Annotated in this window: 20 protein-coding genes; 6 read left to right on the forward strand and 14 right to left on the reverse strand. The window is 57.2% G+C overall.

Features of this window, described 5'->3' with window-relative positions; all coding sequences use genetic code 11:
- Window positions 1-262: 262 nt before the first annotated feature.
- On the reverse strand, window positions 263-1,111 hold the full coding sequence (bhcR, locus tag ACR0M9_RS19640; RefSeq protein WP_480484842.1) for an HTH-type transcriptional regulator BhcR: 849 nt from the start codon (window positions 1,109-1,111) through the stop codon (window positions 263-265).
- 169 nt (window positions 1,112-1,280) lie between these two features.
- Here bhcR and bhcA point away from each other — a divergent pair, with 169 nt between their 5' ends.
- The 4 genes from bhcA (at window position 1,281) to bhcD (ending at window position 5,724) form a co-directional block, all read left to right on the forward strand.
- A complete protein-coding gene (gene bhcA, locus ACR0M9_RS19645; RefSeq protein ID WP_480774439.1) occupies window positions 1,281-2,471 on the forward strand; it encodes an L-aspartate--glyoxylate aminotransferase BhcA in 1,191 nt (396 codons plus the stop codon).
- Window positions 2,471-3,439 carry a beta-hydroxyaspartate dehydratase BhcB gene (bhcB, locus tag ACR0M9_RS19650; RefSeq protein WP_480774451.1) on the forward strand — a complete coding sequence of 323 codons (969 nt, stop codon included), beginning with the start codon at window positions 2,471-2,473 and terminating at the stop codon, window positions 3,437-3,439. Before bhcA ends, bhcB begins: the two co-directional genes overlap by 1 nt.
- A gap of 42 nt (window positions 3,440-3,481) precedes the next feature.
- Entirely contained in the window at window positions 3,482-4,645 is a 1,164-nt protein-coding gene (bhcC, locus tag ACR0M9_RS19655; RefSeq protein WP_267366574.1) for a 3-hydroxy-D-aspartate aldolase BhcC, read from the forward strand.
- Between the two features lie 113 nt (window positions 4,646-4,758).
- Window positions 4,759-5,724: an iminosuccinate reductase BhcD gene (gene bhcD, locus ACR0M9_RS19660; protein ID WP_480774440.1), complete on the forward strand. Its 966-nt coding sequence runs from the start codon at window positions 4,759-4,761 to the stop codon at window positions 5,722-5,724.
- A 141-nt stretch (window positions 5,725-5,865) separates the two neighbouring features.
- Here bhcD and ACR0M9_RS19665 read toward each other — a convergent pair whose 3' ends face one another.
- From ACR0M9_RS19665 to puuE, 3 genes are read right to left on the reverse strand one after another with little or no spacing between them, the layout of a single operon-like run.
- Window positions 5,866-7,290, reverse strand: coding sequence for a uracil-xanthine permease family protein (locus ACR0M9_RS19665; RefSeq protein ID WP_480507713.1), 1,425 nt, complete (start codon window positions 7,288-7,290; stop codon window positions 5,866-5,868).
- Window positions 7,291-7,346: 56 nt separating this feature from the next.
- Window positions 7,347-7,832 (reverse strand): ureidoglycolate lyase, encoded by a 486-nt coding sequence (locus ACR0M9_RS19670; protein ID WP_480774441.1) that lies wholly within the window; start codon window positions 7,830-7,832, stop codon window positions 7,347-7,349.
- Window positions 7,829-9,241, reverse strand: a complete 1,413-nt coding sequence (gene puuE, locus ACR0M9_RS19675; RefSeq protein ID WP_480489198.1) for an allantoinase PuuE — start codon at window positions 9,239-9,241, stop codon at window positions 7,829-7,831. Before puuE ends, ACR0M9_RS19670 begins: the two co-directional genes overlap by 4 nt.
- A gap of 147 nt (window positions 9,242-9,388) precedes the next feature.
- On the opposite strand from puuE, the gene uraH reads away from it, so the two are divergent.
- A complete protein-coding gene (gene uraH, locus ACR0M9_RS19680; RefSeq protein WP_480489200.1) occupies window positions 9,389-9,742 on the forward strand; it encodes a hydroxyisourate hydrolase in 354 nt (117 codons plus the stop codon).
- 133 nt (window positions 9,743-9,875) lie between these two features.
- Entirely contained in the window at window positions 9,876-11,108 is a 1,233-nt protein-coding gene (locus ACR0M9_RS19685) for a urate hydroxylase PuuD (protein ID WP_480484850.1), read from the forward strand.
- Window positions 11,109-11,220: 112 nt separating this feature from the next.
- Here ACR0M9_RS19685 and ACR0M9_RS19690 read toward each other — a convergent pair whose 3' ends face one another.
- From ACR0M9_RS19690 to paaZ, 10 genes are all read right to left on the reverse strand, one after another.
- Complete coding sequence (locus tag ACR0M9_RS19690; RefSeq protein ID WP_480507706.1) at window positions 11,221-12,462, reverse strand: acyl-CoA dehydrogenase family protein; 1,242 nt, start codon at window positions 12,460-12,462, stop codon at window positions 11,221-11,223.
- 324 nt (window positions 12,463-12,786) lie between these two features.
- On the reverse strand, window positions 12,787-13,548 hold the full coding sequence (locus tag ACR0M9_RS19695) for a Phenylacetic acid catabolic protein (RefSeq protein ID WP_480588995.1): 762 nt from the start codon (window positions 13,546-13,548) through the stop codon (window positions 12,787-12,789).
- A 13-nt stretch (window positions 13,549-13,561) separates the two neighbouring features.
- Window positions 13,562-14,635 carry a 2Fe-2S iron-sulfur cluster-binding protein gene (locus ACR0M9_RS19700; protein WP_209597434.1) on the reverse strand — a complete coding sequence of 358 codons (1,074 nt, stop codon included), beginning with the start codon at window positions 14,633-14,635 and terminating at the stop codon, window positions 13,562-13,564.
- Window positions 14,636-14,648: 13 nt separating this feature from the next.
- Entirely contained in the window at window positions 14,649-15,110 is a 462-nt protein-coding gene (gene paaD / locus ACR0M9_RS19705; protein ID WP_480559101.1) for a 1,2-phenylacetyl-CoA epoxidase subunit PaaD, read from the reverse strand.
- A 6-nt stretch (window positions 15,111-15,116) separates the two neighbouring features.
- Entirely contained in the window at window positions 15,117-15,875 is a 759-nt protein-coding gene (gene paaC / locus ACR0M9_RS19710; RefSeq protein ID WP_480774442.1) for a 1,2-phenylacetyl-CoA epoxidase subunit PaaC, read from the reverse strand.
- Window positions 15,875-16,159 carry a 1,2-phenylacetyl-CoA epoxidase subunit PaaB gene (gene paaB / locus ACR0M9_RS19715; RefSeq protein ID WP_209507558.1) on the reverse strand — a complete coding sequence of 95 codons (285 nt, stop codon included), beginning with the start codon at window positions 16,157-16,159 and terminating at the stop codon, window positions 15,875-15,877. The genes paaC and paaB overlap by 1 nt, the downstream gene beginning before the upstream one ends.
- A gap of 23 nt (window positions 16,160-16,182) precedes the next feature.
- Window positions 16,183-17,160: a 1,2-phenylacetyl-CoA epoxidase subunit PaaA gene (paaA, locus tag ACR0M9_RS19720; RefSeq protein ID WP_480476985.1), complete on the reverse strand. Its 978-nt coding sequence runs from the start codon at window positions 17,158-17,160 to the stop codon at window positions 16,183-16,185.
- 15 nt (window positions 17,161-17,175) lie between these two features.
- Complete coding sequence (gene pcaF / locus ACR0M9_RS19725) at window positions 17,176-18,378, reverse strand: 3-oxoadipyl-CoA thiolase (protein ID WP_480774443.1); 1,203 nt, start codon at window positions 18,376-18,378, stop codon at window positions 17,176-17,178.
- Between the two features lie 190 nt (window positions 18,379-18,568).
- Window positions 18,569-19,384, reverse strand: coding sequence for a PaaX family transcriptional regulator C-terminal domain-containing protein (locus ACR0M9_RS19730; RefSeq protein ID WP_480484856.1), 816 nt, complete (start codon window positions 19,382-19,384; stop codon window positions 18,569-18,571).
- 62 nt (window positions 19,385-19,446) lie between these two features.
- Complete coding sequence (gene paaZ / locus ACR0M9_RS19735) at window positions 19,447-21,477, reverse strand: phenylacetic acid degradation bifunctional protein PaaZ (protein ID WP_480774444.1); 2,031 nt, start codon at window positions 21,475-21,477, stop codon at window positions 19,447-19,449.
- Between the last annotated feature and the right edge of the window lie 25 nt (window positions 21,478-21,502).

The following is a 21,502-nucleotide window of genomic DNA, read 5'->3' on the forward strand; positions in this document are numbered from 1 at the left end:
CTATCGCCGAACAGGGAAACCTCGACCAACTCATGCAGAAAAACGGACCCTTCAAAAACCTCTTCGACCAACAGTTCAATAAACACAAACACAAACAAAAAGTCGCAGAATAATAAGGGGGTGCTGAAAATCGGGTGACCGGAGATGGGTACATCTGAATCGCGTTTCAGTTTTTGTTTGCGAGGCACATTTCCGCGCGTTGGTGTTGTGGCGCGGCAGACGGATCTGGGGTCAGCATTCGCCGCAATTTGGCGGCAAAACCTTAGGGTTGCGGAGACACCACTGTCCCACCAATAGCCAGCGTCAACTGGCGCGCGGCTTCCATCACCGGGCGGCTCAGCCGTTCGATTTCGGTTGCTCCCACGCGGCTGGTTGGCCCGGACACGGAAAGCCCTGCGACCGCCTCTCTGTTCATATCGAAAACGGGTGCTGCAATGCATCGCATACCTGTAGTCTTTTCTTCGTTGTCCACGGAAAAACCCCGCAATCTGATGGCTGCAAGATCTTTCTTCAACGCCTCGGGGCTGGTAATCGACTGATCCGTAAAAGCCTGTAAATTCGCGGCGGCCAACCTTCGGTTCAATCTGTCTTCGTCCATATGGGCCAACAACGCTTTTCCGATGCCCGACGCGTGCATGGGTGACAATGTGCCGGGGGGAAAAAACGCCCGGATGCTTTCATGTGTTTCAACCTGGCTCAGGAACAGCACCAGACCTTCTTTCTCAATTCCCAAATTGGCGGTCTCGCTCGTGGTTTCCATCAGCTTGCGCATGATCGGCCTTGCCCGTTCCACCAGACTGGTACGGCGCAGAAACCGCGAGCCGATCACAAACGCCTGCGGGCCAATGTGCCAAACCTGTTCTTCATAGTCGAACTCGACCAGGCCCCTGCCCTGCAACGTCACGAGGATACGATAAACAGTGGCCGGTGCCTGGCGCATTTCATCTGAAAGTTCAGTAAGCGCTTTGCCTTGGGCCTGGCTCAGATACTCGAAAACCTCCATCGCCCGATCCAGTGATTTGATCGTATTCTGCGCGGTTTTGTCATCCCACCCCCGCGGCCTTCCCCGGGCTTTGCGACGGAGCTTCGGGTCATTGTCTTGCGATTCCATAAAAACCCTCTGATCATTTATGAAAGACTATTTCAGGATATGAAAAATATAACTCACTGACAACTATAAGTTAAATCTCGGTAGATAAATTTTGAAATACGTTTTCAAAAAAATTTCCAATTGGATCGCTGATACTTATTGTGCTGGCAAGGACGGAAGGAGACCATCCATGAGCTTTCAAAACCCCGTTTTCATCCCTGGCCCGACGAACATCCCGGAAAGCCTGCGCAAGGCGTGCGATATGCCCACGATCGACCACCGTTCGCCATTGTTCGGGCAAATCCTGCATCCTGCGCGCGCGGGCGTTCGGAAAATTCTGATAAGCGACAGTGCCGAAGTCTTCATTTTCCCGTCGACCGGCACCGGGGGCTGGGAAACCGCCCTGACCAATACGCTGTCCGCAGGTGACAAGGTTCTGGTGGCCCGCAACGGCATGTTCAGCCATCGCTGGATCGATATGTGCCAACGCCATGGGCTGAATGTTGAGATCGTCGAAACCCCGTGGGGCGATGGGTTGCCGGCTGACCGGTACGAAGAAATCCTTACCGCCGACAAAAACCATGAGATCAAGGCGGTTCTAGCCACGCATAATGAGACGGCAACTGGCGTGAAGTCGGATATCGCTGCTGTGCGCAGGGCGCTGACCGCCGCGCAACACCCCGCCCTGCTGTTTGTTGATGGCGTTTCATCAATCGCGTCGATGGATTTCCGGTTTGATGAATGGGGCGTGGATGTTGCCGTTACCGGGTCGCAGAAGGGTTTCATGTTGCCCGCTGGCCTTGCCATCGTCGGTTTCAGCCAGAAAGCGATGGAAGCAACCAAAACCGGCACCCTGCCCCGCACATTCTTTGACGTGCGGGACATGACCAAGGGATACGCCATCAATGCTTATCCCTATACACCCGCTGTTGGGTTGATGAATGGCCTCAATCAAGCCTGCTCTATGCTGTTGAGTGAAGGTCTGGAGAACGTTTTCGCCCGACACCACCGGATTGCCGAAGGGGTCCGTGCCGCTGTGGGGGCGTGGGGGCTGGAGCTTTGTGCCAGCAGCCCGGCGGTCTATTCCGATACCGTAAGCGCAATCCGCATGCCGAACGGCTTCAACGCGACGGATATTGTCACGCACGCAGCTGAAAAATACGGCGTTGCCTTTGGCGTGGGCCTTGGTGAGGTCGCGGGCAAGGTGTTCCGGATCGGGCATCTGGGCAGCCTGACGGATGTCATGGCTCTGTCCGGGATCGCCACTGCTGAGATGTGCATGGTTGACCTGGGCCTGAACATCGACCTGGGGTCCGGAGTTGCCGCCGCACAGGAATACTATCGTGGCCATCCCGGTTCCGTTCAGAAGAACGCGGCATGATGAAGGATTGCACAATGTATATCCCAACCTATGAAGACATGCTTGCGGCACATGACCGGATCAAACCCCATATCCGCCGCACCCCGGTGCGAACCTCGGACTTTCTCAACGAACTGTCAGGCGCGCAGCTGTTCTTCAAATGCGAAAACTTTCAGGAACCGGGCGCTTTCAAGGTACGAGGTGCCACCAATGCGGTTTTTGGGCTGGATGAGAAACAGGCCGAAAAAGGTGTCGCCACCCATTCTTCGGGCAATCACGCCTCGTGCCTGTCTTATGCGGCGATGAAACGGGGCATTCCCTGCAACGTGGTCATGCCGCGGACAGCGCCGCAAGCAAAGAAGGACACGGTCCGCCGTTATGGAGGGAAGATTACAGAATGCGAACCTTCCACCTCGTCGCGCGAAGCGACATTTGCCGAGGTTCAGGCGGCTACGGGCGGTGACTTTGTTCACCCCTACAACGATCCTCGGGTCATCGCCGGCCAAGGCACCTGTTCGCGCGAGTTTATCGAGCAGACCGACGGTCTGGACGCAGTCGTCGCGCCAATCGGCGGCGGTGGCATGGTATCCGGAACCTGTTTGACCCTGTCCAATCTGGCCCCAGAAACAGCAATCATAGCGGCAGAACCTGAACAGGCAGACGACGCCTATCGCAGCTTCAAGGCCGGTCATATCATCGCGGATGATGCGCCAAAGACGATTGCTGACGGGTTGCTGGTGCCGCTGAAGGATCTCACCTGGCATTTCATTTCAAACCACGTCTCAGAGATTTACACAGCCTCCGAGCAAGAGATCATCGATGCGATGAAACTGACATGGAAGCACCTGCGGATTGTGATGGAGCCATCTTCGGCCGTTCCGCTGGCCACGGTTCTCAAAAACCCGGACGCCTTCAAGGGCAAGCGTGTCGGAGTGATTGTTACAGGTGGCAATGTCGATCTGGACCGGCTGCCCTGGATGAATGTCTGAATACACCCCAACAAAAAACTATCCCGGTATAGGATTACGGAGATGAAAGATATGAGCACTCTCGACCAGTTCGAAGTAGGTTACGATATTCCGGCCAAGCCCGGCATGGACGAAGCAGATATCCAGACACCCAGCCTGATTTTGGATCTCGACGCGCTTGAACGCAACATCAGGAAGATGGGCGATTATGCCAAGGCGCACGGGATGCGTCACCGCGTGCATGGTAAAATGCACAAGTCGGTTGACGTGGCCAAGCTGCAAGAAAAAATCGGTGGTGCCGTTGGTGTCTGCTGCCAGAAAGTTTCCGAGGCCGAAGTTTTCGTTCGTGGTGGGATCAAGGACGTTCTGGTTTCGAACCAGGTGCGTGACCCGGCCAAAATTGACCGCCTCGCACGCCTGCCAAAGCTGGGCAGCCGCATTATCGTGTGTGTCGACGATCTGGAAAATGTCGCCGACCTTTCGGCGGCGGCAGTCCGGCATGGAACACAGCTGGAAGTCTTCGTGGAAATCGATTGCGGCGCAGGGCGGTGCGGGGTCACAACGACGCCCGAAGTGATTGAAATCGCCAAGGCGGTTGAGGCTGCAGACAACTTGAAATTCAGCGGAATTCAGGCCTATCAGGGCGCCATGCAACACCTCGACAGCTATGAGGCACGCAAGGAAAAACTGGATACCGCCATCGCGATGGTCAAAGACGCGGTAGACGGCCTTAAAGCCGAGGGTATCGAGTGTGAGCTGGTTTCGGGCGGCGGTACGGGGTCTTACTACTTCGAATCCAACTCGGGCGTGTATAATGAGCTGCAATGCGGGTCTTATGCGTTCATGGATGCCGATTACGGTCGCATCCTGGATGAGAACGGCAACCGGATCGACCAGGGCGAGTGGGAGAACGCATTCTTCATCCTGACCAGCGTCATGAGCCATGCCAAGGCGGACAAGGCGATTGTCGATGCGGGTCTGAAGGCGCAGTCGGTGGATAGCGGTCTGCCTGTTGTTTTCGGGCGTGACGATGTCGAATACATCAAATGCTCGGATGAACATGGCGTCGTGATGGATCCGAGCGGGGCGCTCAAGGTCAATGACAAGCTGAAACTGGTGCCAGGGCACTGTGACCCAACTGCAAACGTGCACGATTGGTATGTGGGCGTCCGGAATGGCAAGGTCGAATGCGTTTGGCCGGTGTCAGCCCGCGGCCGCGCGTACTGAGCTTGAATGCTCAAAGAACAAACCGCCGGCCAAACATGGCCGGACAGTCGCCCGTGCGCGCCCGCTTTTGTCGGTGAATCGCACGGGCGCACGAATTCCAAGTGGAGAATGACATGCTGATCGTACCCGAGCGCGAAATCGCCAACCTCATGACCCGCGACGCGGCCTTTGAAGCCGTCGAACAGGTCTTTGCCTCCATGGCTGCAGGGGACGCCTATAACTTTCCTGTCGTGCGCGAAGCCATCGGACATGAGGACGCCCTGTACGGCTTTAAAGGCGGGTTTGACCGCGCCGGGCTGACACTGGGCCTGAAGGCCGGCGGGTATTGGCCAAATAACCTGGAAAAGCGCGGATTGATCAATCACCAGTCCACTGTTTTTCTTTTTGACCCTGACACCGGAAAACCGTCAGCGATGATTGGCGGCAACCTTTTGACGGCCTTGCGCACTGCGGCGGCCTCTTCTGTATCCATCAAGCACCTTGCCCGTGCGGACGCGCGGGTGATCGGTATGATCGGGGCCGGGCATCAGGCAACCTTTCAGCTTCGGTCAGCGCTGGAGACCCACACCTTTGAAAAGGTCCTTGGCTGGAACTACCATCCCGAGATGTTGCCGAACATTGAAAAGGTCGCCAATGAAGCCGGTGTTCCGTTTGAAGCGGTCGAACTTGATGGCATGACCGAGGCGGATGTCATAATCTCGATCACCTCGGCTTTTGCACCATCGCTGATGGCAAACCATGTGAGCCCCGGAACGCATATCGCGTGCATGGGAACGGACACCAAGGGCAAGCAGGAAGTCGAGGCGGCGTTGTTGGCCAAAGCATCCGTATTCACAGATGAAATCGCACAGTCAATTTCGATTGGCGAGGCGCAACACGCCGTGGCACAGGGCCTGATCAGAGAAAGTGACCTGATCCAGTTGGGTGCGGTCATCAACGGAACGAATCCGGGCCGAACATCAGACGATCAGATCACCTTGTTCGATGGCACAGGCGTCGGTCTTCAGGATCTGGCGGTTGCTGCATCTGTTGTCGAGCTGGCCGTACAGAAAGGCATCGCGATTGAGGTCGATTTCTGACGACATCCCCTTGTGGTCGCCAAGGCGGGCGTCGAGTAACGCGTTACATATGTGAGCGATGGGCAAGCCTGCCAGACCTGAAATCAAAAAGCGGCGCGCTCAGTGCGCCGCTTATTCATTTACAAGTCCGGGCCGAACCGGTCAGACGTGATCGTCCTGTTCGATAGAGCCCAGCCCGTGGCCTGCCATTCCACCGGACACCTCTTCCGTCGCTTCATCCGAAAGCTCTTCGGGCAGAACCAGATTCAGGACAATGGCAATGATCGCAGCAGGCAAGATCCCGGATGTCGCCAGAACTTTGAGAGTTCCGGGCAGATGCTGTAAAGCGCCGGGCTCTAACTGCAAGCCCAGACCAAGGCTGAGTGAAATCGCAAAGATCACCATGTTGCGGCGATTCCACGTCACGTCCGACAGCATCGAGACACCGGCTGCAACCACCATACCGAACATCACGATCACACCACCGCCCAGAACCTCGATCGGAACGGATGAGATCACCGCGCCGATCTTGGGGATAAGCCCGCATATGATCAGGAACAGGGCACCTATGGTTACGACCGTGCGGCTCATGACACCGGTCATGGCGATCAGGCCAACGTTCTGACTGAACGACGTGTTCGGCAGGGCCCCAAAGACGCCTGATACCGCAGTTCCAAGACCATCGGCAAAAGTCGCGCCCTGAATTTCCTTGTCGGTTGCCTCGCGTCCCGCGCCCCCCTTGGTGATACCGGACACATCCCCGACCGTTTCTACAGCCGATACAAAGGACATCGCACAAAACCCGATGATCGCCGCGAATGAAAACTCGATACCGAAGTGAAATGGGTTCGGCATTGCAAACGGAGCCGCGCGCCCAACATTGCCCAAATTTACCTGACCCAGTGCGAATGCCACAACATATCCGACCAACAGGCCAATCAGAACCGCCGACACCGACAACATACCGCGGGCGAAAAACTTCAGGCCCAGCGTAACAACAATCACAGTTCCGGCCATGAGCCAGTTCAGACCAGAGCCGTATTCTTCGGTACCGATGGCGGGTACACCCCCTGCGGCGTACTGGACGCCGACCTTGACAAGCGCAAGCCCGATCATGGTCACGACAAGACCGGTAACCAAGGGCGGAAGCGCAAAGCGAATTCGGCCAATGAACAACCCAAGGCTGGCATGAAACAGGCCGCCTACGACTATACCACCCATCAATACAGCAATCGCGTCAACGCCCTTTCCAACCACCAACGGGATCATGATCGGAATAAAGGCAAACGACGTTCCCTGCACGATTGGCAGGCGGGCGCCAACAGGCCCCAGCCCAATGGTCTGGAACAGTGTCGCAACGCCCGCAAAGAACATCGACATCTGGATCATGTAAATCATCTGCGGGAAATCGGGGCTGTTTGAACCAAACCCGAAACCCGCCGCACCGCAAACGATGATGGCTGGCGTGACGTTGGAAACGAACATCGCCAGCACGTGTTGAATTCCCAAAGGGACCGCCTTCAGAATTGGCGGGGTGTAGTTCGGGTCGCGGAGCTGCTCCGGCGTCCCTAAAGTTGCATCTGACATCGCGTTTTTCCTCCCAAAAAAACTACGTGGACCGGCCCCTCTTCCGGCAATGTCCCTTATTCAGTGATCGTGTAGGCGTTCTGGAACCAATATTCCTCAAGGTTGGGCCCGTTTCCTATTCGGTCGACCACGGCGAACAACCCGGGGGGATGAAGCGGTGTCAGTACCCCGTGCCAGGTGTTCCGATGATAATTCACGCCCTGTCCGGGCGCGGTCATGAATGCAACCGGCTCACCCGGTACACCCGCGTTGTCGGGCGCTACGACAACGACAAAGGGTTTATCTGAAAGCGGTAGAAAGGCCTGGCTGCCGTCGGGATGACGCTCGACCATTTCAAGTTTGATGGGCAGGTCGAAGGCCTGGGATTGGAAAACGCTGATCCCTGCGCGCCCCTCATGGAAATCCAGTTGGGCGCGATCATGGTATCGCGCGCATTTTCCCTGATTGATGTATTTGTCCACCGCGCCAGACACTTCGATGACATCGCCGAACGGTGCAAAGACCTCGGCGGTCAGTGGCCGGAGTTTCAGCGTGGATGTCATTGCGCGAATTTCTCGATCAGCCGCAACTCGGCAATCCGTTCGACCTGACGGCAGGCCTCGGCGAATTCGGTGTCTCGATCACTGTCTATCCGACGGCGAAAAGCCTCCAGAATGGTTGCTTTGGTGTTGTCCTTGACCGCAATGATAAAAGGAAAGCCGAACTTGGTCGTGTAGGTGTCGTTCAAGGCCGTGAAGGTCGCACGCTCTTCATCCGTCAGCATGTCGAGACCTGCTCCGGCCTGTTCTGCCGTGCTTTCCTTGGTCAGACGACCCGCAGCAGCAAGTTTGCCTGCCAGATCCGGGTGGGCTGTCAGGACGCCAAGCCGCTGCTCGGCTGTGGCAGATCGGAATACGCGCGCCAGAGCATTGTGAACCCCTGCGGCATTGTCATGCGTGGGACCCAGCTCCAGATCAAAGGCCGCTTGGGCAATCCACGGGCTGTGTTCGAACACGCCGCCAAATTCGGCGACAAAGGTTGGCTGGTCCATTTCCGACGGGGTCAGCCGTTGACTTGGCGGATGCATTTGCGCCCAATGATCAGCGATTTGTTCGCGGGTGGCAAACCAGACCCCGTCATGTTTCTTGAAGTGGTCGAGTGCGCGTTTCAGGGCCATGGCGCGACCAGGGCGGCCGATGAGGCGGCAATGCAGTCCGATCGAAAGCATCTTCGGCACGCCCGCTTGGCCTTCGGCATAAAGCATGTCGAAGCTGTCCTTGAGATAGCTTTCAAACTGTTCGCCGTTGGTATAGCCCGCCTGAATTGCAAACCGCATATCGTTGCAATCCATCGTGTAGGGCACGATCAACTGATCCTTGCCACCGGCCTTGACCCAATAGGGCAAGTCGTCGGCATAGCTGTCGGCAATATAGGCCAGCTCGCCTTCGGCGGCGGCCAGATCGACCGTGTTCATCGAACAGCGGCCCGTGTACCAGCCACGCGGGGGCTTGCCGACGACCTCGGTATGAAGCCGGATCGCCTCACGGATCTGGGCGCGTTCTTCTTCCGCGTCCATGTCCTTGTGCTCAACCCATTTCAGGCCATGGCTGGCAATCTCCCAGCCTGCGGCCTTCATCGCCGCAACCTGCTCCGGTGCACGGGCTAATGCTGTGGCAACGCCATAAACCGTGACAGGAAGGTCCTGCAAAAGCCGATGCACCCGCCAGAACCCTGTGCGGCTGCCGTATTCGTAAATGGATTCCATGTTCCAGTGCCTTTGCCCCGGCCAAGGGGCCGCACCGGTGATTTCGGAAAGAAACGCCTCGGATGCGGCATCCCCGTGCAAAACGTTGTTCTCGCCGCCTTCCTCATAGTTCAGGACAATCTGAACTGCGATTTTGGCCCCGTTTGGCCAGTTTGCGTTTGGCACTTGCCGGCCATAGCCGGTCATGTCTCGTGGATACCGCGTCACATCAATTTCCCTCTTGCTGAAAAGACGAATAACCCAAACAATCACCTATGTTTTTCAAAAAATACTGTAAGCAGTCTTTTGACAGACTGCCTTTGCCTGCCGCGAAGGTATTGCAATAGTAACAGCAATGCTTAGCGAGAGGTGCAAATGGCCGGTTACCTTACAACACATGTCCTGGATACGGCGCGGGGCTGCCCTGCCAGTGGGATGAAGATCGAGTTGTTCCGGATCAACGGAACAGACCGCACGTTGCTGAAAACTCTGCTCACCAACGAGGACGGCCGCACCAATGAACAAATTCTTCCCGAGGCCGAGTTCTCGACGGGCGAATACGAGTTGATGTTTCATGCGGGCGAATACCTCGACACCACTGGCGTGCCACCTGAAAGCCCGCGTTTTCTGGACTTGATCCCGATCCGGTTCGGGATGTCCGAACACGCCCACTATCATGTTCCGCTGCTACTTTCGCCTTTCAGCTACGCGACCTATCGCGGCAGCTGAGCGTTGCACCGCGTGATCCTGTAGACTGACATTGTATTGTTATTTTTGATACTGCTTGATCTTTCGTAGCAATACCCGATGAAACCTCTGTCGCCTAGAGTGCCAAAGAACTTGGATATGTAGGAGCAACGCCATGTATGACCTGGCTGTTTTGTGGGAGTGGATGGCCTTTTCCGTCCGCTGGCTGCATGTGATCACGGCGATGGCGTGGATCGGCGCGTCATTCTATTTTATCGCGCTCGACCTGATGCTTAAGCCGAACCCTGCCTTGCCAGAAGGGGCCTATGGCGAAGAGTGGGAGGTGCACGGGGGCGGGTTCTATCACACCGTCAAATATCTTGTCGCACCCGCGCGTATGCCCGAGCACTTGACCTGGCACAAATGGCAGAGCTATACGACGTGGCTTTCGGGTGCGGCCTTGCTCATGATCATATATTGGGTCGGGGGCGAGTTGTTCCTGCTTGATCCGACCAAAGCGGATCTGGCGTTGTGGCAGGGGATATTGATTTCAGGCGGGTCACTGACCATCGGCTGGCTGCTTTACGACCAGATGTGCAAGTCGCGCCTGAGTGAGCAACCCACCGCGCTGATGCTGTTGTTGTTCTTGATTCTGGTGGCCATGTCCTGGGGTTACAATCAGATTTTTACCGGTCGTGCCGCGCTTTTGCACCTGGGTGCGTTCACCGCAACCATCATGACGGCCAACGTGTTCTTCCAGATCATGCCCAACCAGCGGATCGTGGTGGAAGACCTCAAGGCCGGTCGGACGCCGGATGCCAAATATGGGAAAATCGCCAAGGTGCGTTCGACGCACAACAACTACCTGACCTTGCCTGTCGTGTTCCTGATGCTGTCGAACCACTATCCTCTGGCCTTTGGCACCCAGTATTCATGGATCATCGCCAGCCTGATCTTTCTGACCGGCGTGACCATCCGTCACTACTTCAACACGATGCACGCAACCGGGAAAGGGCCGCACTGGACCTGGGGTGTTACTGTCATCCTCATGATCGTGATCGCATGGCTGTCTTCTGTCAGAACCGGCGAGACATGGGAGGACGCCGAAGCAAGGGCATTGACACCTTACGAAGAAAAATTTGCGTCGGCTGCTGGGTTTGAAGAAGCCTATGACACCGTGCTGGGCAATTGTTCGATGTGTCATGCCCGCGAGCCGGTTTATGGCACCATGAAATGGGCCCCGAAGAAAGTTTATTTGGAAACGCCGGGCGATGTAGCCCGGCACGCCGACCAGATTTACCTGCAGGCCGGGATCAGCCATGCCATGCCACCGCCTTCAGCGGTTCAAATGGACGTGGAAGCGCGCCAAACCATCATCGCATGGGTGCGCGAGGTCAGAGGGCAGTAGGATTTTCGCAGGACGTCCTGTCCTTCGCTTCCTACCCCCTGCCGCGGGACAAATACCCAGTTTCTAACGCTCAAACAAAGCAGGTCGCGCAAGACCTGATGCCGCCCCGGGCCTAGCGCGATGGCGGGGTCAGCCATTGGGCCGACATGCCAAAATTCGAGTTCTTCAACTCTTGCTTGGCAATCGCCTGCAAATGCACCTCGTCCGGACCATCCGCATATCGCAGCGCGCGTGCCCAGGTATAGCTGTCGGCCAGCGGTGTATCCGGGGTCATGCCCATCGCCCCAAAGACCTGCATCGCACGATCCGTGACAGCAGCATGCACATTGGGTGCCACCACCTTGATCAATGAAATCTCTCGGAACGCTTCTTTGGCGCCCACCTGATCAATCTTCCAGGCTGCTTTCAGGGTCAGCAACCGCGCCTGTTCGATCTCTAACCGGGATTTGGCGATCCACTCGCGGATCACGCCCTGTTCTGCAAGCTGCTTGCCAAACGCTTTCCGTTCCTGCGCGCGTTCGACCATCAGGTTAAGCGCCATTTCCGCCGCACCGATCGAACGCATGCAATGGTGGATGCGACCGGGACCAAGCCGGGCCTGCGCCAGAGCGAACCCGCTGCCTTCCTCGCCCAAAAGATTGCTGACCGGAACGCGCACATCCTTGAAGACCAGCTCGGCATGGCCTTCGGGGTCGTGCATGTTCAGAATGGTGGGGTTGCGAACAATCTCAAAACCGGGCGTGTCCTTCGGGACAATGACCATGCTTTGTTGTTTGTGCCGATCCGCATTGGGATCCGTTTTACCCATGACGATAAACAATCTGGTGTTCGGGTGACAGGCGTTCGTGATGAACCACTTGCGGCCATTGATGACGTATTCGTCCCCCTCACGCCGTATCGAAGTGGTAATATTGGTCGCGTCCGAACTGGCCACATCCGGTTCAGTCATCGCAAAAGAGGATCGGATTTCACCGTTCAACAGCGGCACCAGCCATGTCTCGCGCTGTTCCGGGGTGGCGAACATGTGCAACAGTTCCATATTGCCGGTATCCGGCGCACTGCAATTGAACACTTCCGAAGACCAGGCCACCTGCCCCATAAGTTCGGCCAGCGGCGCGTATTCCAGATTGCTCAGCCGGGTGCCGGGTTCATCGTCGCGCAGGCTGGGCAGGAACAAGTTCCACAACCCTTCGGCCCGGGCCAACGCCTTGAGATCTTCCATAAACGAAACCGGGAAACCGCCTGCCGCCATTTCTTCTTTGTGATCGCGTATGCGCGGGTAGATATGCGCCTCCATAAACGCTTTCAGGTGGTCATACATTTCCGTGGCGCGCGGCGATGGGGCAAAATCCATGGCGGTTCCTTCCGGTGCGTTGTGGCGGTGATGTCCTCAAACTCTGCTCGCGCCAGAACGGCCGCCAAGGCACTATCTTCTGGTGAGTTTAATCCGGCGCTTGATTACGCTCAGTTTGCGCAATCACTCCGATATGAAAAGAGGAAAAAACCAATACCGCAACCTGCCGGCGTGAAACGTCAGGTCATTGTTCTCAGAACCTGGTGGACCAACAATACCTAAGGGGATGAACGGGCCGCATTCGGAGATTTGCACCGCCGGGCGAGTTTCACATCGCCCACGCCCGGAATTGCCTCTCAACCCGCCTTTGGCGTTCACACTGAACTAGACCGGTGGTTTCAGACCCAGCTGTTTCACGGCGGCACCTGCTGTCTGAACCCAACGCTCTTTCAGTGCGTTGTTGCCATTGTGGCGCAAGCCCAGCGATTTCAGAAGCTCAAACCGTTTCAGATCATCGCCACCAAAGGATACAGCGACACGGGGCCACCAATAGTTAACCGCGTCCTGCATCTGCTCTGTCTCTCCGTTCCTGGAAAGCTTTACAGCACCTTCCAACGCCAACGCGCCATGATGGGCTTCGACCGGGGCGATGCTGCGGAAAGCTTCAGCCAACGGTTGGTAGGAAACCATTGAAAACTCGGCCAATTGTTCCATGACCGCACGGCTCATCAGCAGGTTCATGATGACCGCGTCGGTCCAGCCCGAGATCGGATAATTGAATACGGCAAGGCGCATGTCATGTGCGCTGCGGGTCGCGCCGATATCTGCGTCACGATTCAAGCGAGCCGTCCACGGATGATGTGTGGCATATCTCTCGGTATCGGCCCCAAACTCACCCATTATCCTGAGAACCTGATCGGCGTGATCCGTTTTCTCAAGAACAATTCTGGCGGCTGCGATCCGTTCCTTGATGCCCGGCCCCTGATTAATGATGTCGGCGAATCCGGCAGCACCGGCAAGTTCGCTGTCCACGAACGTGGCCATCAGCTTCATGAGTTCGGCGCGGTAGCGAGGCGGAACATTGGTTGGGTTGGTCAGCACACCGCCTGCGGCCAGATAGCTGTCGAGTGTCATGGTGTCAGTCATCGGTCTTCTCCCTTTACTGGTCGTAGTCCACGACCACGCGGTCGGTAACCGGATAAGCCTGACAGCTCAGCACATAGCCTTTTTCAACCTCGTAATCCTCTAGCGCGTGATTGGCGAGCATCTCGACCTCGCCTTCCAGAACGCGGCAGCGGCAGGTTGAACAGACACCGGCCTTGCAGGCGTAAGGGGCGTCCATGGCATTTTCCAAGGCTGCGTCCAGAATGGATTGGTCCTTGGGCAGAGTTATCGTCTGAGTGGACCCATCAAGAGTGATTGATGCGCTGGTTTGGTTCGCCTGCGTACCCGCATCTGCCGCACCTTCCTTGCGTTTGGCCCGGCCCGGCTGAGCGCTGGCAAAGAGTTCAAACTTGATCTGCCTGTCGTCAAGACCATGCGCGCGCAGCGCGGCAGCAATCCCCAGCATCATCGGCTCGGGGCCGCAGATAAAGGCTGTGTCCACGTTCTGGATATCGACCCAATGTTCGAACAGGTCAGCGCATTTTTCCTGCGTCACCAGACCGGTGAACAGGTCTATCTCCTGCGCATCCGCCTCAAGAATATGGATTACGTTCAGGCGGCCCATATAGAGGTTCTTCAGGTCTTCCAGCTCCTCGCGGAACATGATCGTGTTGATGCCCTTGTTGGCGTAGATCAGCGTAAAGCGGGATTTGGGTTCGCGGGTCAGTGTCGTCTTCAGGATCGACAGAACCGGCGTGATGCCAGAGCCGCCAGCGAAACCGAGATACTGCTTTTCCGCATCAGCATCGATCGGAGTGTGAAAGCTGCCCATCGGTGGCATCGCCTGCACAACGTCCCCGACGTTAAGCTCGGAATTGGCCCAACTGGAGAACGCGCCGCCGTCGACACGTTTGATCCCGACTTGCAGTACCCCGTCATCCTTGCCCGCACAAATGGAGTAGGACCGGCGCAGCTCTTCTCCGTCAAAGTCGCGGCGAAACGTCAGGTATTGGCCTGCGGTGAAATCGAACTGATCCGCCGCGCCGTTGACAGGCTCAAGCGTCACGACAACCGCATCGCGGATGGTTTTGTGGATGTCGGTGACTTTCAGGTCATGAAAACGTGCCATCCGGTGCTCCTCCTCAGATGCACTTGAAATAGTCAAAGGGTTCCAGACAGTCGGTGCAGCGCCAATGGGCCTTGCACGGGGTCGAACCGAACTGGCTGACCTTTTCAACTGCTTTACTGCCGCAATGCGGGCAGCGCTCTGGCCCGCCCGCCGGTTGTGGCGGGGCGATGCCAAACTCTTCCAGCTTGGCGCGGCCTTTTTCGCTCAGCCAATCGGTTGTCCAGGCTGGAGAGATGCAGGTTTCGATCCGCACGTCTTTGACGCCGTGATCGTGCAAAGCGGTTTCGATATCCATGCTGATGACGGATGTTGCCGGACAGCCCGAATAGGTTGGTGTGACCGTCACGAGCAGCGTTTCGGCATCCCAACGCACATCGCGCACGATCCCGAGATCGACAACCGAGATTACCGGAATCTCGGGATCCGGTACGGCATCCAGCCAATCCCAGATCTGGTCGGTCGAGTGGCGTTGCATCACATGTTACCAGCTTGCACCGGGGTATGCGCGCTGCAACCACTGCATCTGGGTCAAAAGGTGCCCCAGGTGTTCTGTATGCATGCGCCCGTCCCGCCCGCCTTTGTGGGCAAATCGGCTTTCCGGAAGGGTCAATGTCGCCTTGGCCAGAACCCGTTTGACCAGCGCATCATATTCTTCGCGCAGATCGACCGGGTTCGGCGCAATCCCGGCCGCAGCCATCTGAGCGTCGATGTCATCGCTGACAAACATCTCGCCCACATAGGGCCAGAGGTAATCCAGTGCTGCCTGCATCCGGGTGTGGCTTTCTTCGGTTCCATCACCCAGACCTACGACCGTTTCTGCCGAACGCTCCAGATGATAGGCGACTTCCTTGCTGGCTTTGGCAGCAATCGCGGCGACACGATCGTCAGAGGATGTCAGAAGACGGCCGAGCATGATCGAATGCCAGGCATCGAACAGGAACTGGCGCATCAGGGTGCGGCCGAAATCACCATTCGGAACCTCGACCAGCAACACATTGCGGAAATCCCACGCGTCGCGCAGAAATGCCAGATCATCGGCGGTTTTGCCGCCACCTATCTCGCCGGCAAGGCCAAGCCACATCTGGGTCTGCCCAATCAGGTCCAGCGCTGTGTTGGCCAGTGCAATATCCTCCTCCAACACTGGCGCGTGGCCGCACCATTCACTGACGCGATGGCCCAGGATCAGGGTATTGTCCCCCATCCGCAGCAGGAACTGCTGAAACGCTTCGTCGCGGGTCATCACATCGCCCCCACTTCTTCGGGGATGTCGAAAAAGGTCGGGTGGCGGTACACTTTGCTTTCGCTGGGTTCATACAACGGGCCTTTGTCGCTGGGCGACGACGCCGAGATGTTGTTGGCTTCTACCACCCAAATCGACACGCCTTCGTTGCGGCGGGTGTAAACATCGCGTGCATTCTTGATCGCCATTTCCGCGTCCGGGGCATGCAGCGAGCCGACATGTCGGTGGCTCATCCCATGTTGACCGCGGATGAAGATTTCCCACAGGGGCCATTCGGTATTCATCGGGTTTCCTCCTCAGGGTAAGCTTATTCGGCGGCCAGATTGCCGGCCTGTTTCTTGCGCGCATGGGCCAACAGCCCGTCGCGCACCCATTTGCCGTCATCCCAGGCCTTGTTGCGCGCCGCCAGTCGGTCGACGTTGCAGGGGCCGTTGCCCTTGATCACATCGAAGAATTCCGACCAATCCGGCTCTGAGAAATCGTAGTGCCCGCGCTCTTCGTTCCACTTCAGGTTCGGGTCGGGGATTGTCAGTCCCAGATATTCGGCCTGTGGGACGGTCTGGTCGACGAATTTCTGGCGCAGCTCATCATTGGTGTTGATCTTGATCTTCCAGGCCATCGACTGCGCGGAGTGGACGGAATCCTTGTCGGACGGTCCAAACATCATCAACGACGGGTACCAGAAGCGATTCATCGCGTCCTGCGCCATCTTGCGCTGCTCGGGCGTGCCTTCGGCCATTTTGCGGATCGCGTCATAGCCTTGGCGCTGATGGAAGCTTTCTTCCTTGCAGATGCGGATCATGGCGCGTGAGTACGGCCCGTAGGATGTCCGCTGCAGCGGAACCTGATTCATGATCGCCGCCCCGTCAACCAGCCAACCAACCGCGCCGATATCGGCCCAGTTCAGGGTCGGATAGTTGAAGATCGACGAGTATTTCATGCGACCATCCAGCAGCATCTCGGTGATCTCATCGCGGCTGACACCCAGTGTTTCGGCCGCACAATACAGGTAGAGCCCATGGCCGGCTTCATCCTGCACCTTGGCCAGAAGGATCGCCTTGCGTTGCAGCGTCGGCGCACGTGTGATCCAGTTCCCTTCGGGCAATTGCCCGACGATCTCGGAATGCGCGTGCTGTCCGATCTGGCGGATCAGCGTCTTGCGATACCCCTGAGGCATCCAGTCCTTGGGTTCGATCTTGATATCCGCGTCGATCCGCGCCTGAAATTCAGCAAGCTTTTCAGGATCATCGTTTGACGCCTCGGATTCCACCATCTGGGCATACATGTCCCGTCTCCTCCGTTACACGCGTTCAAGAATAAGTGCAGCGCCTTGCCCGACGCCGACGCACATTGTGCAAAGCGCATAGCGCCCTTTGGTGCGTTTCAGTTGGTACGCTGCGGTCAACACAAGTCGGGCGCCGCTCATCCCCAATGGATGACCAAGGGCGATTGCACCGCCATTCGGGTTCACATGAGCTGCGTCATCGGGCAGGCCAAGCTCTCGCAGCGTTGCCAGACCTTGCGACGCAAACGCCTCGTTCAATTCGATCACATCCATCTGGTCGATGCTCAGCCCCGCGCGCGCCAAAACCTTTCGGCTGGCAGGAACCGGACCAATACCCATGACCCGAGGCTCGACGCCCGCGACAGACATACCAACCACACGGGCAATCGGGGTCAAACCATTCTTTGCCACTGCCACTTCATTCGCGATCAGGATCGCGGCGGCACCGTCATTCACGCCCGAGGCATTCCCAGCGGTCACTGTTTTCTCCGGCCCGTTCACACCCTTGAGGCCCGAGAGTTTTTCCGCTGTGGTTCCCGGGCGAGGATGTTCATCCGTATCGACAACAATCGGATCGCCCTTGCGCTGCGGAATTGAAACCGGTGTGATTTCCTCTTGGAACACGCCTGCCGCGTGCGCCGCAGCCCATCGTGCCTGACTGCGCGCGGCAAAGGCGTCCTGGTCTTCACGGCTGATCCCATAATCTTCAGCGACATTGTCAGCCGTTTGCGGCATGGAATCGACGCCATACTGCTGCTTTAGCCTTGGGTTCACAAAGCGCCAGCCAATCGTGGTGTCGTAAACCGCATTGCTGCGCGTAAACGCCGACGTCGCTTTGGGCATTACAAACGGTGCGCGCGACATGCTTTCCACGCCACCCGCAACAGCAAGATCATAATCGCCTGCCTTGATACCACGCGCCGCCATTCCGACAGCATCCATACCACTGGCGCACAAGCGGTTTATCGTTGTTCCCGGCACGTCCGTCGGCAATCCAGCAAGCAGTGCCGCCATCCGGGCAACGTTGCGATTGCTCTCTCCTGCCTGGTTGGCATCGCCATAAATGACGTCATCCACACTGGTCCAGTCGACTTGCGGGTTGCGCGCCATCAGGGCCGCCAGCGGGATAGCCGCCAGATCATCCGTGCGAACCGATGAAAGCGCACCACCATACCGCCCAATCGGGGTGCGGGTTGCGTCGCAGATGAAGGCGTCCATCAATTGGGTCTCCTGTTGGAACACAAGTCATTAACCGTCTGGTCGGTTAATAAATGCTCAATCGATTCGGCGCAAGCTTTATGTTACCACGTAATCGCTTCTGTCAGCTTTCTGTAACATTAAATGGCACTTCTTTCACATCCGTCTTCCAACCCCCAAGAGCGCCATCCCGAGCTCGGCAAAAAACGAGTCAACCACCCGCCGCAGATTCCAGCGTTGCAAGATCCGGTTTGGACAATTGTCCCAGCAGTCGGGACACCGCCGCGCGACACTCCGCGCCCTTCCAATCGGCGGGCAAAAAGGCCGGAGGCAGGGACGGATGGCGCAGGACCAAACGACGCCACCCATGCACAATCAATACGCGCAGCACCGCTATTTTAAGCGGATCGCCGACGCCATCGACAGGCAGCATTTGCTCGGTGATTTGAATGGAATGCAAAAACTGATCATAGGCAGACTTCAGCACTTCAGGGCCACAAAGGTCGCGCAGCCAGCCGGGGATCGAAGTAGCGCTGCTTTCAACACCCAGCAGTTCTTCAAGGTTCTCCGGGACGGGTCCTGCCGACATGGCTGTTGTGTGGTTAACTGAAATATAGTCTCCAGTAAGCATCAGATCTGCCAGCTCTTTTCGCGAACTTTCTGAACTGCTGGCAACAAGCACATGCCAGGTTTCTGGCGTATTCGTCTCGCTGGAATAGATGCGCGGGGCAGCGGCGGCGCTTTGACTGCGGCCATATTCGGTCAGTCTGTGCACGCTGTTTCGCCCGACCCGCGTGCTTTCGATCCAGCCTTCCTTGCGCAGCCTGTGCAGCGCAACACGCGTGGCTTCGGCCTTGATCCCCGCAAGGTTGGTCAGTGCTGTGATCAACGCGCCGCTAACCTGGTCAGACCCGCTCTGGGCCAGATCACCGAATATCGTGACCAGAACTGACCACACACGTTGCGTGCCAGTTGTGGTCAACTGGCTGACGCAGGTTTCGAACCATTCTGGAGCCGTATCTTTCATAAGCACAGTATAATCGGGCCGGAGGGAAATGCCATCCAGCCCCTGCGCACCTGCACTTGTGCCTAGTAGGCAACCATGGTCAGCAACTCGTATTCTGCGACCAGCTCATCATCCTGCTGTGTCAGGGTAACGTGCCAGCGAACCTCGCCGTAGTCATCATTGCGCTTGGTCTTGTGCTTGACCGTCAAACGCACCTTGATGGTGTCACCTGCCTCGACCGGTTTCATGAAACGCAGCCCGTCAAGACCGGTATTTGCCAAAACCGGCCCCTCGTTCGGTTCGACGAACAATCCGGCTGCGAAAGACAACAGCAAGTATCCATGTGCAACGCGACCCGGGAAGAACGGGTTACGTTCCGCCGCCGCCTGATCCATATGCGCATAGAAGGTATCACCGGTGAAGTTGGCGAAGTGTTCAATGTCCTCCATGGTGATGGTTCTTGGCGCCGTGTAAAGGGTCTCACCAATCGACAGATCGTGAAACCGGCGGGTAAAGGGATGAGCAGGACCTTCGATTTCGGTCGCGCCAGGCACCCATTTCCGGCCAATCGCTGTCAGCAGATCGGGCGAACCCTGAATGGCGGTGCGCTGCATATAGTGTTTCACACCCCGTACCCCGCCCATTTCTTCGCCGCCACCGGCGCGTCCCGGACCGCCATGAACCATGTGCGGCAGAGGTGAGCCATGACCGGTGGATTCCTTCATCGAGTCGCGGTTGTTGAAATACAGACGCCCGTGATAAGCCCCTGATCCCATGGCAACCTGTCGCGCAACCTCGGGATCATGGGTGATCACCGACGCCACCAGAGAGCCCTGCCCCCGGTTCGCCAGTTCGATGGCATGGTCAAGATCGCGATACCCCATCACTGTGCTGACCGGACCAAAGGCTTCAGTGTCGTGCACACGCTGCGCCGCGTCAGGATTAGCGCAATGGAAGAGCATGGGCGGCAGGAACGCACCCTTTTCGGCATCAGCGCCCTCAACCGCGAAATCATCGGGGTTGCCGAAGACACGCTCGGCCTCTTGGCCGAGAATGGCGGCCTTTTCCAGAACATCACGCTTCTGACCGTTCGAAACCAACGCACCCATGCGGGTGGTTTCCAGCTTTGGGTCGCCAATGGTCGTTTTCGCCAGACGTGCCGACAACGCGTCAATTACCACCTGTACCTGCGGTTCGGGCGCGATGATCCGACGGATTGCGGTGCATTTCTGCCCTGCCTTCGTGGTCATCTCGCGCTGGACTTCCTTCACGAAGAGGTCAAATTCCGGCGTGCCCGGCGCGGCATCGGGGCCAAGGATCGAACAGTTTAGGCTGTCCTGTTCCGCGACAAACCGTACCGAGTTCTCAAGGATCACCGGGTTGGAGCGCAGTTTCAGGGCTGTATCGGCGGATCCGGTAAAGCTGACCACGTCCTGCATGGTCAGACGGTCCAGCATGTCACCCAAACCACCCGAGACCAACTGCAATGCACCCGCTGGCAAGATGCCGGACTCAAGCATCAACCGAACACACAGCTCGGTCACATAACACGAGCTCGTGGCGGGTTTTACAATCGCCGGAACGCCCGCCAGAAGGGTTGGGGCAAGCTTTTCCAGCATCCCCCAAACCGGAAAATTGAACGCGTTGATGTGAATTGCCACGCCTTGTAGCGGGATGCAGATGTGCTGCCCCAGGAAAGTACCGTTGCGCGAAAGCTGCTCGACATCGCCATCCAGATAGACATGACCGTCCGGCATTTCACGACGGCCTTTTGCGGCAAAGACAAACATCGTTCCGATGCCGCCGTCGATATCAATCATATGATCCGATTGCGTGGCACCGGTGTTGAAAGACAAGTCATACATCGCCTGCTTGTGCTGACCCAAATGGACGGACAGCGCCTTGAGCATTTTGGCCCGTTCATGGAACGTCATATTGCGCAGTGCCGGCCCCCCGACATTGCGCGCATAGTCCAACATCCCCTGTACATCCAAAGCATTGTTACCCGCTGTGGCGATAACCTCGCCGGTCACAGCGCTAGCTATCGCGCGGGCACCCTCGCCGGGCAAAACCCACTCACCGGCTGCAAAGCTGGAAATCTGTTGGATAGTCATGAGTGTCTCCTCATCTAAGTCGCGA

This window comes from Ruegeria sp. CH2 (assembly GCF_056537065.1).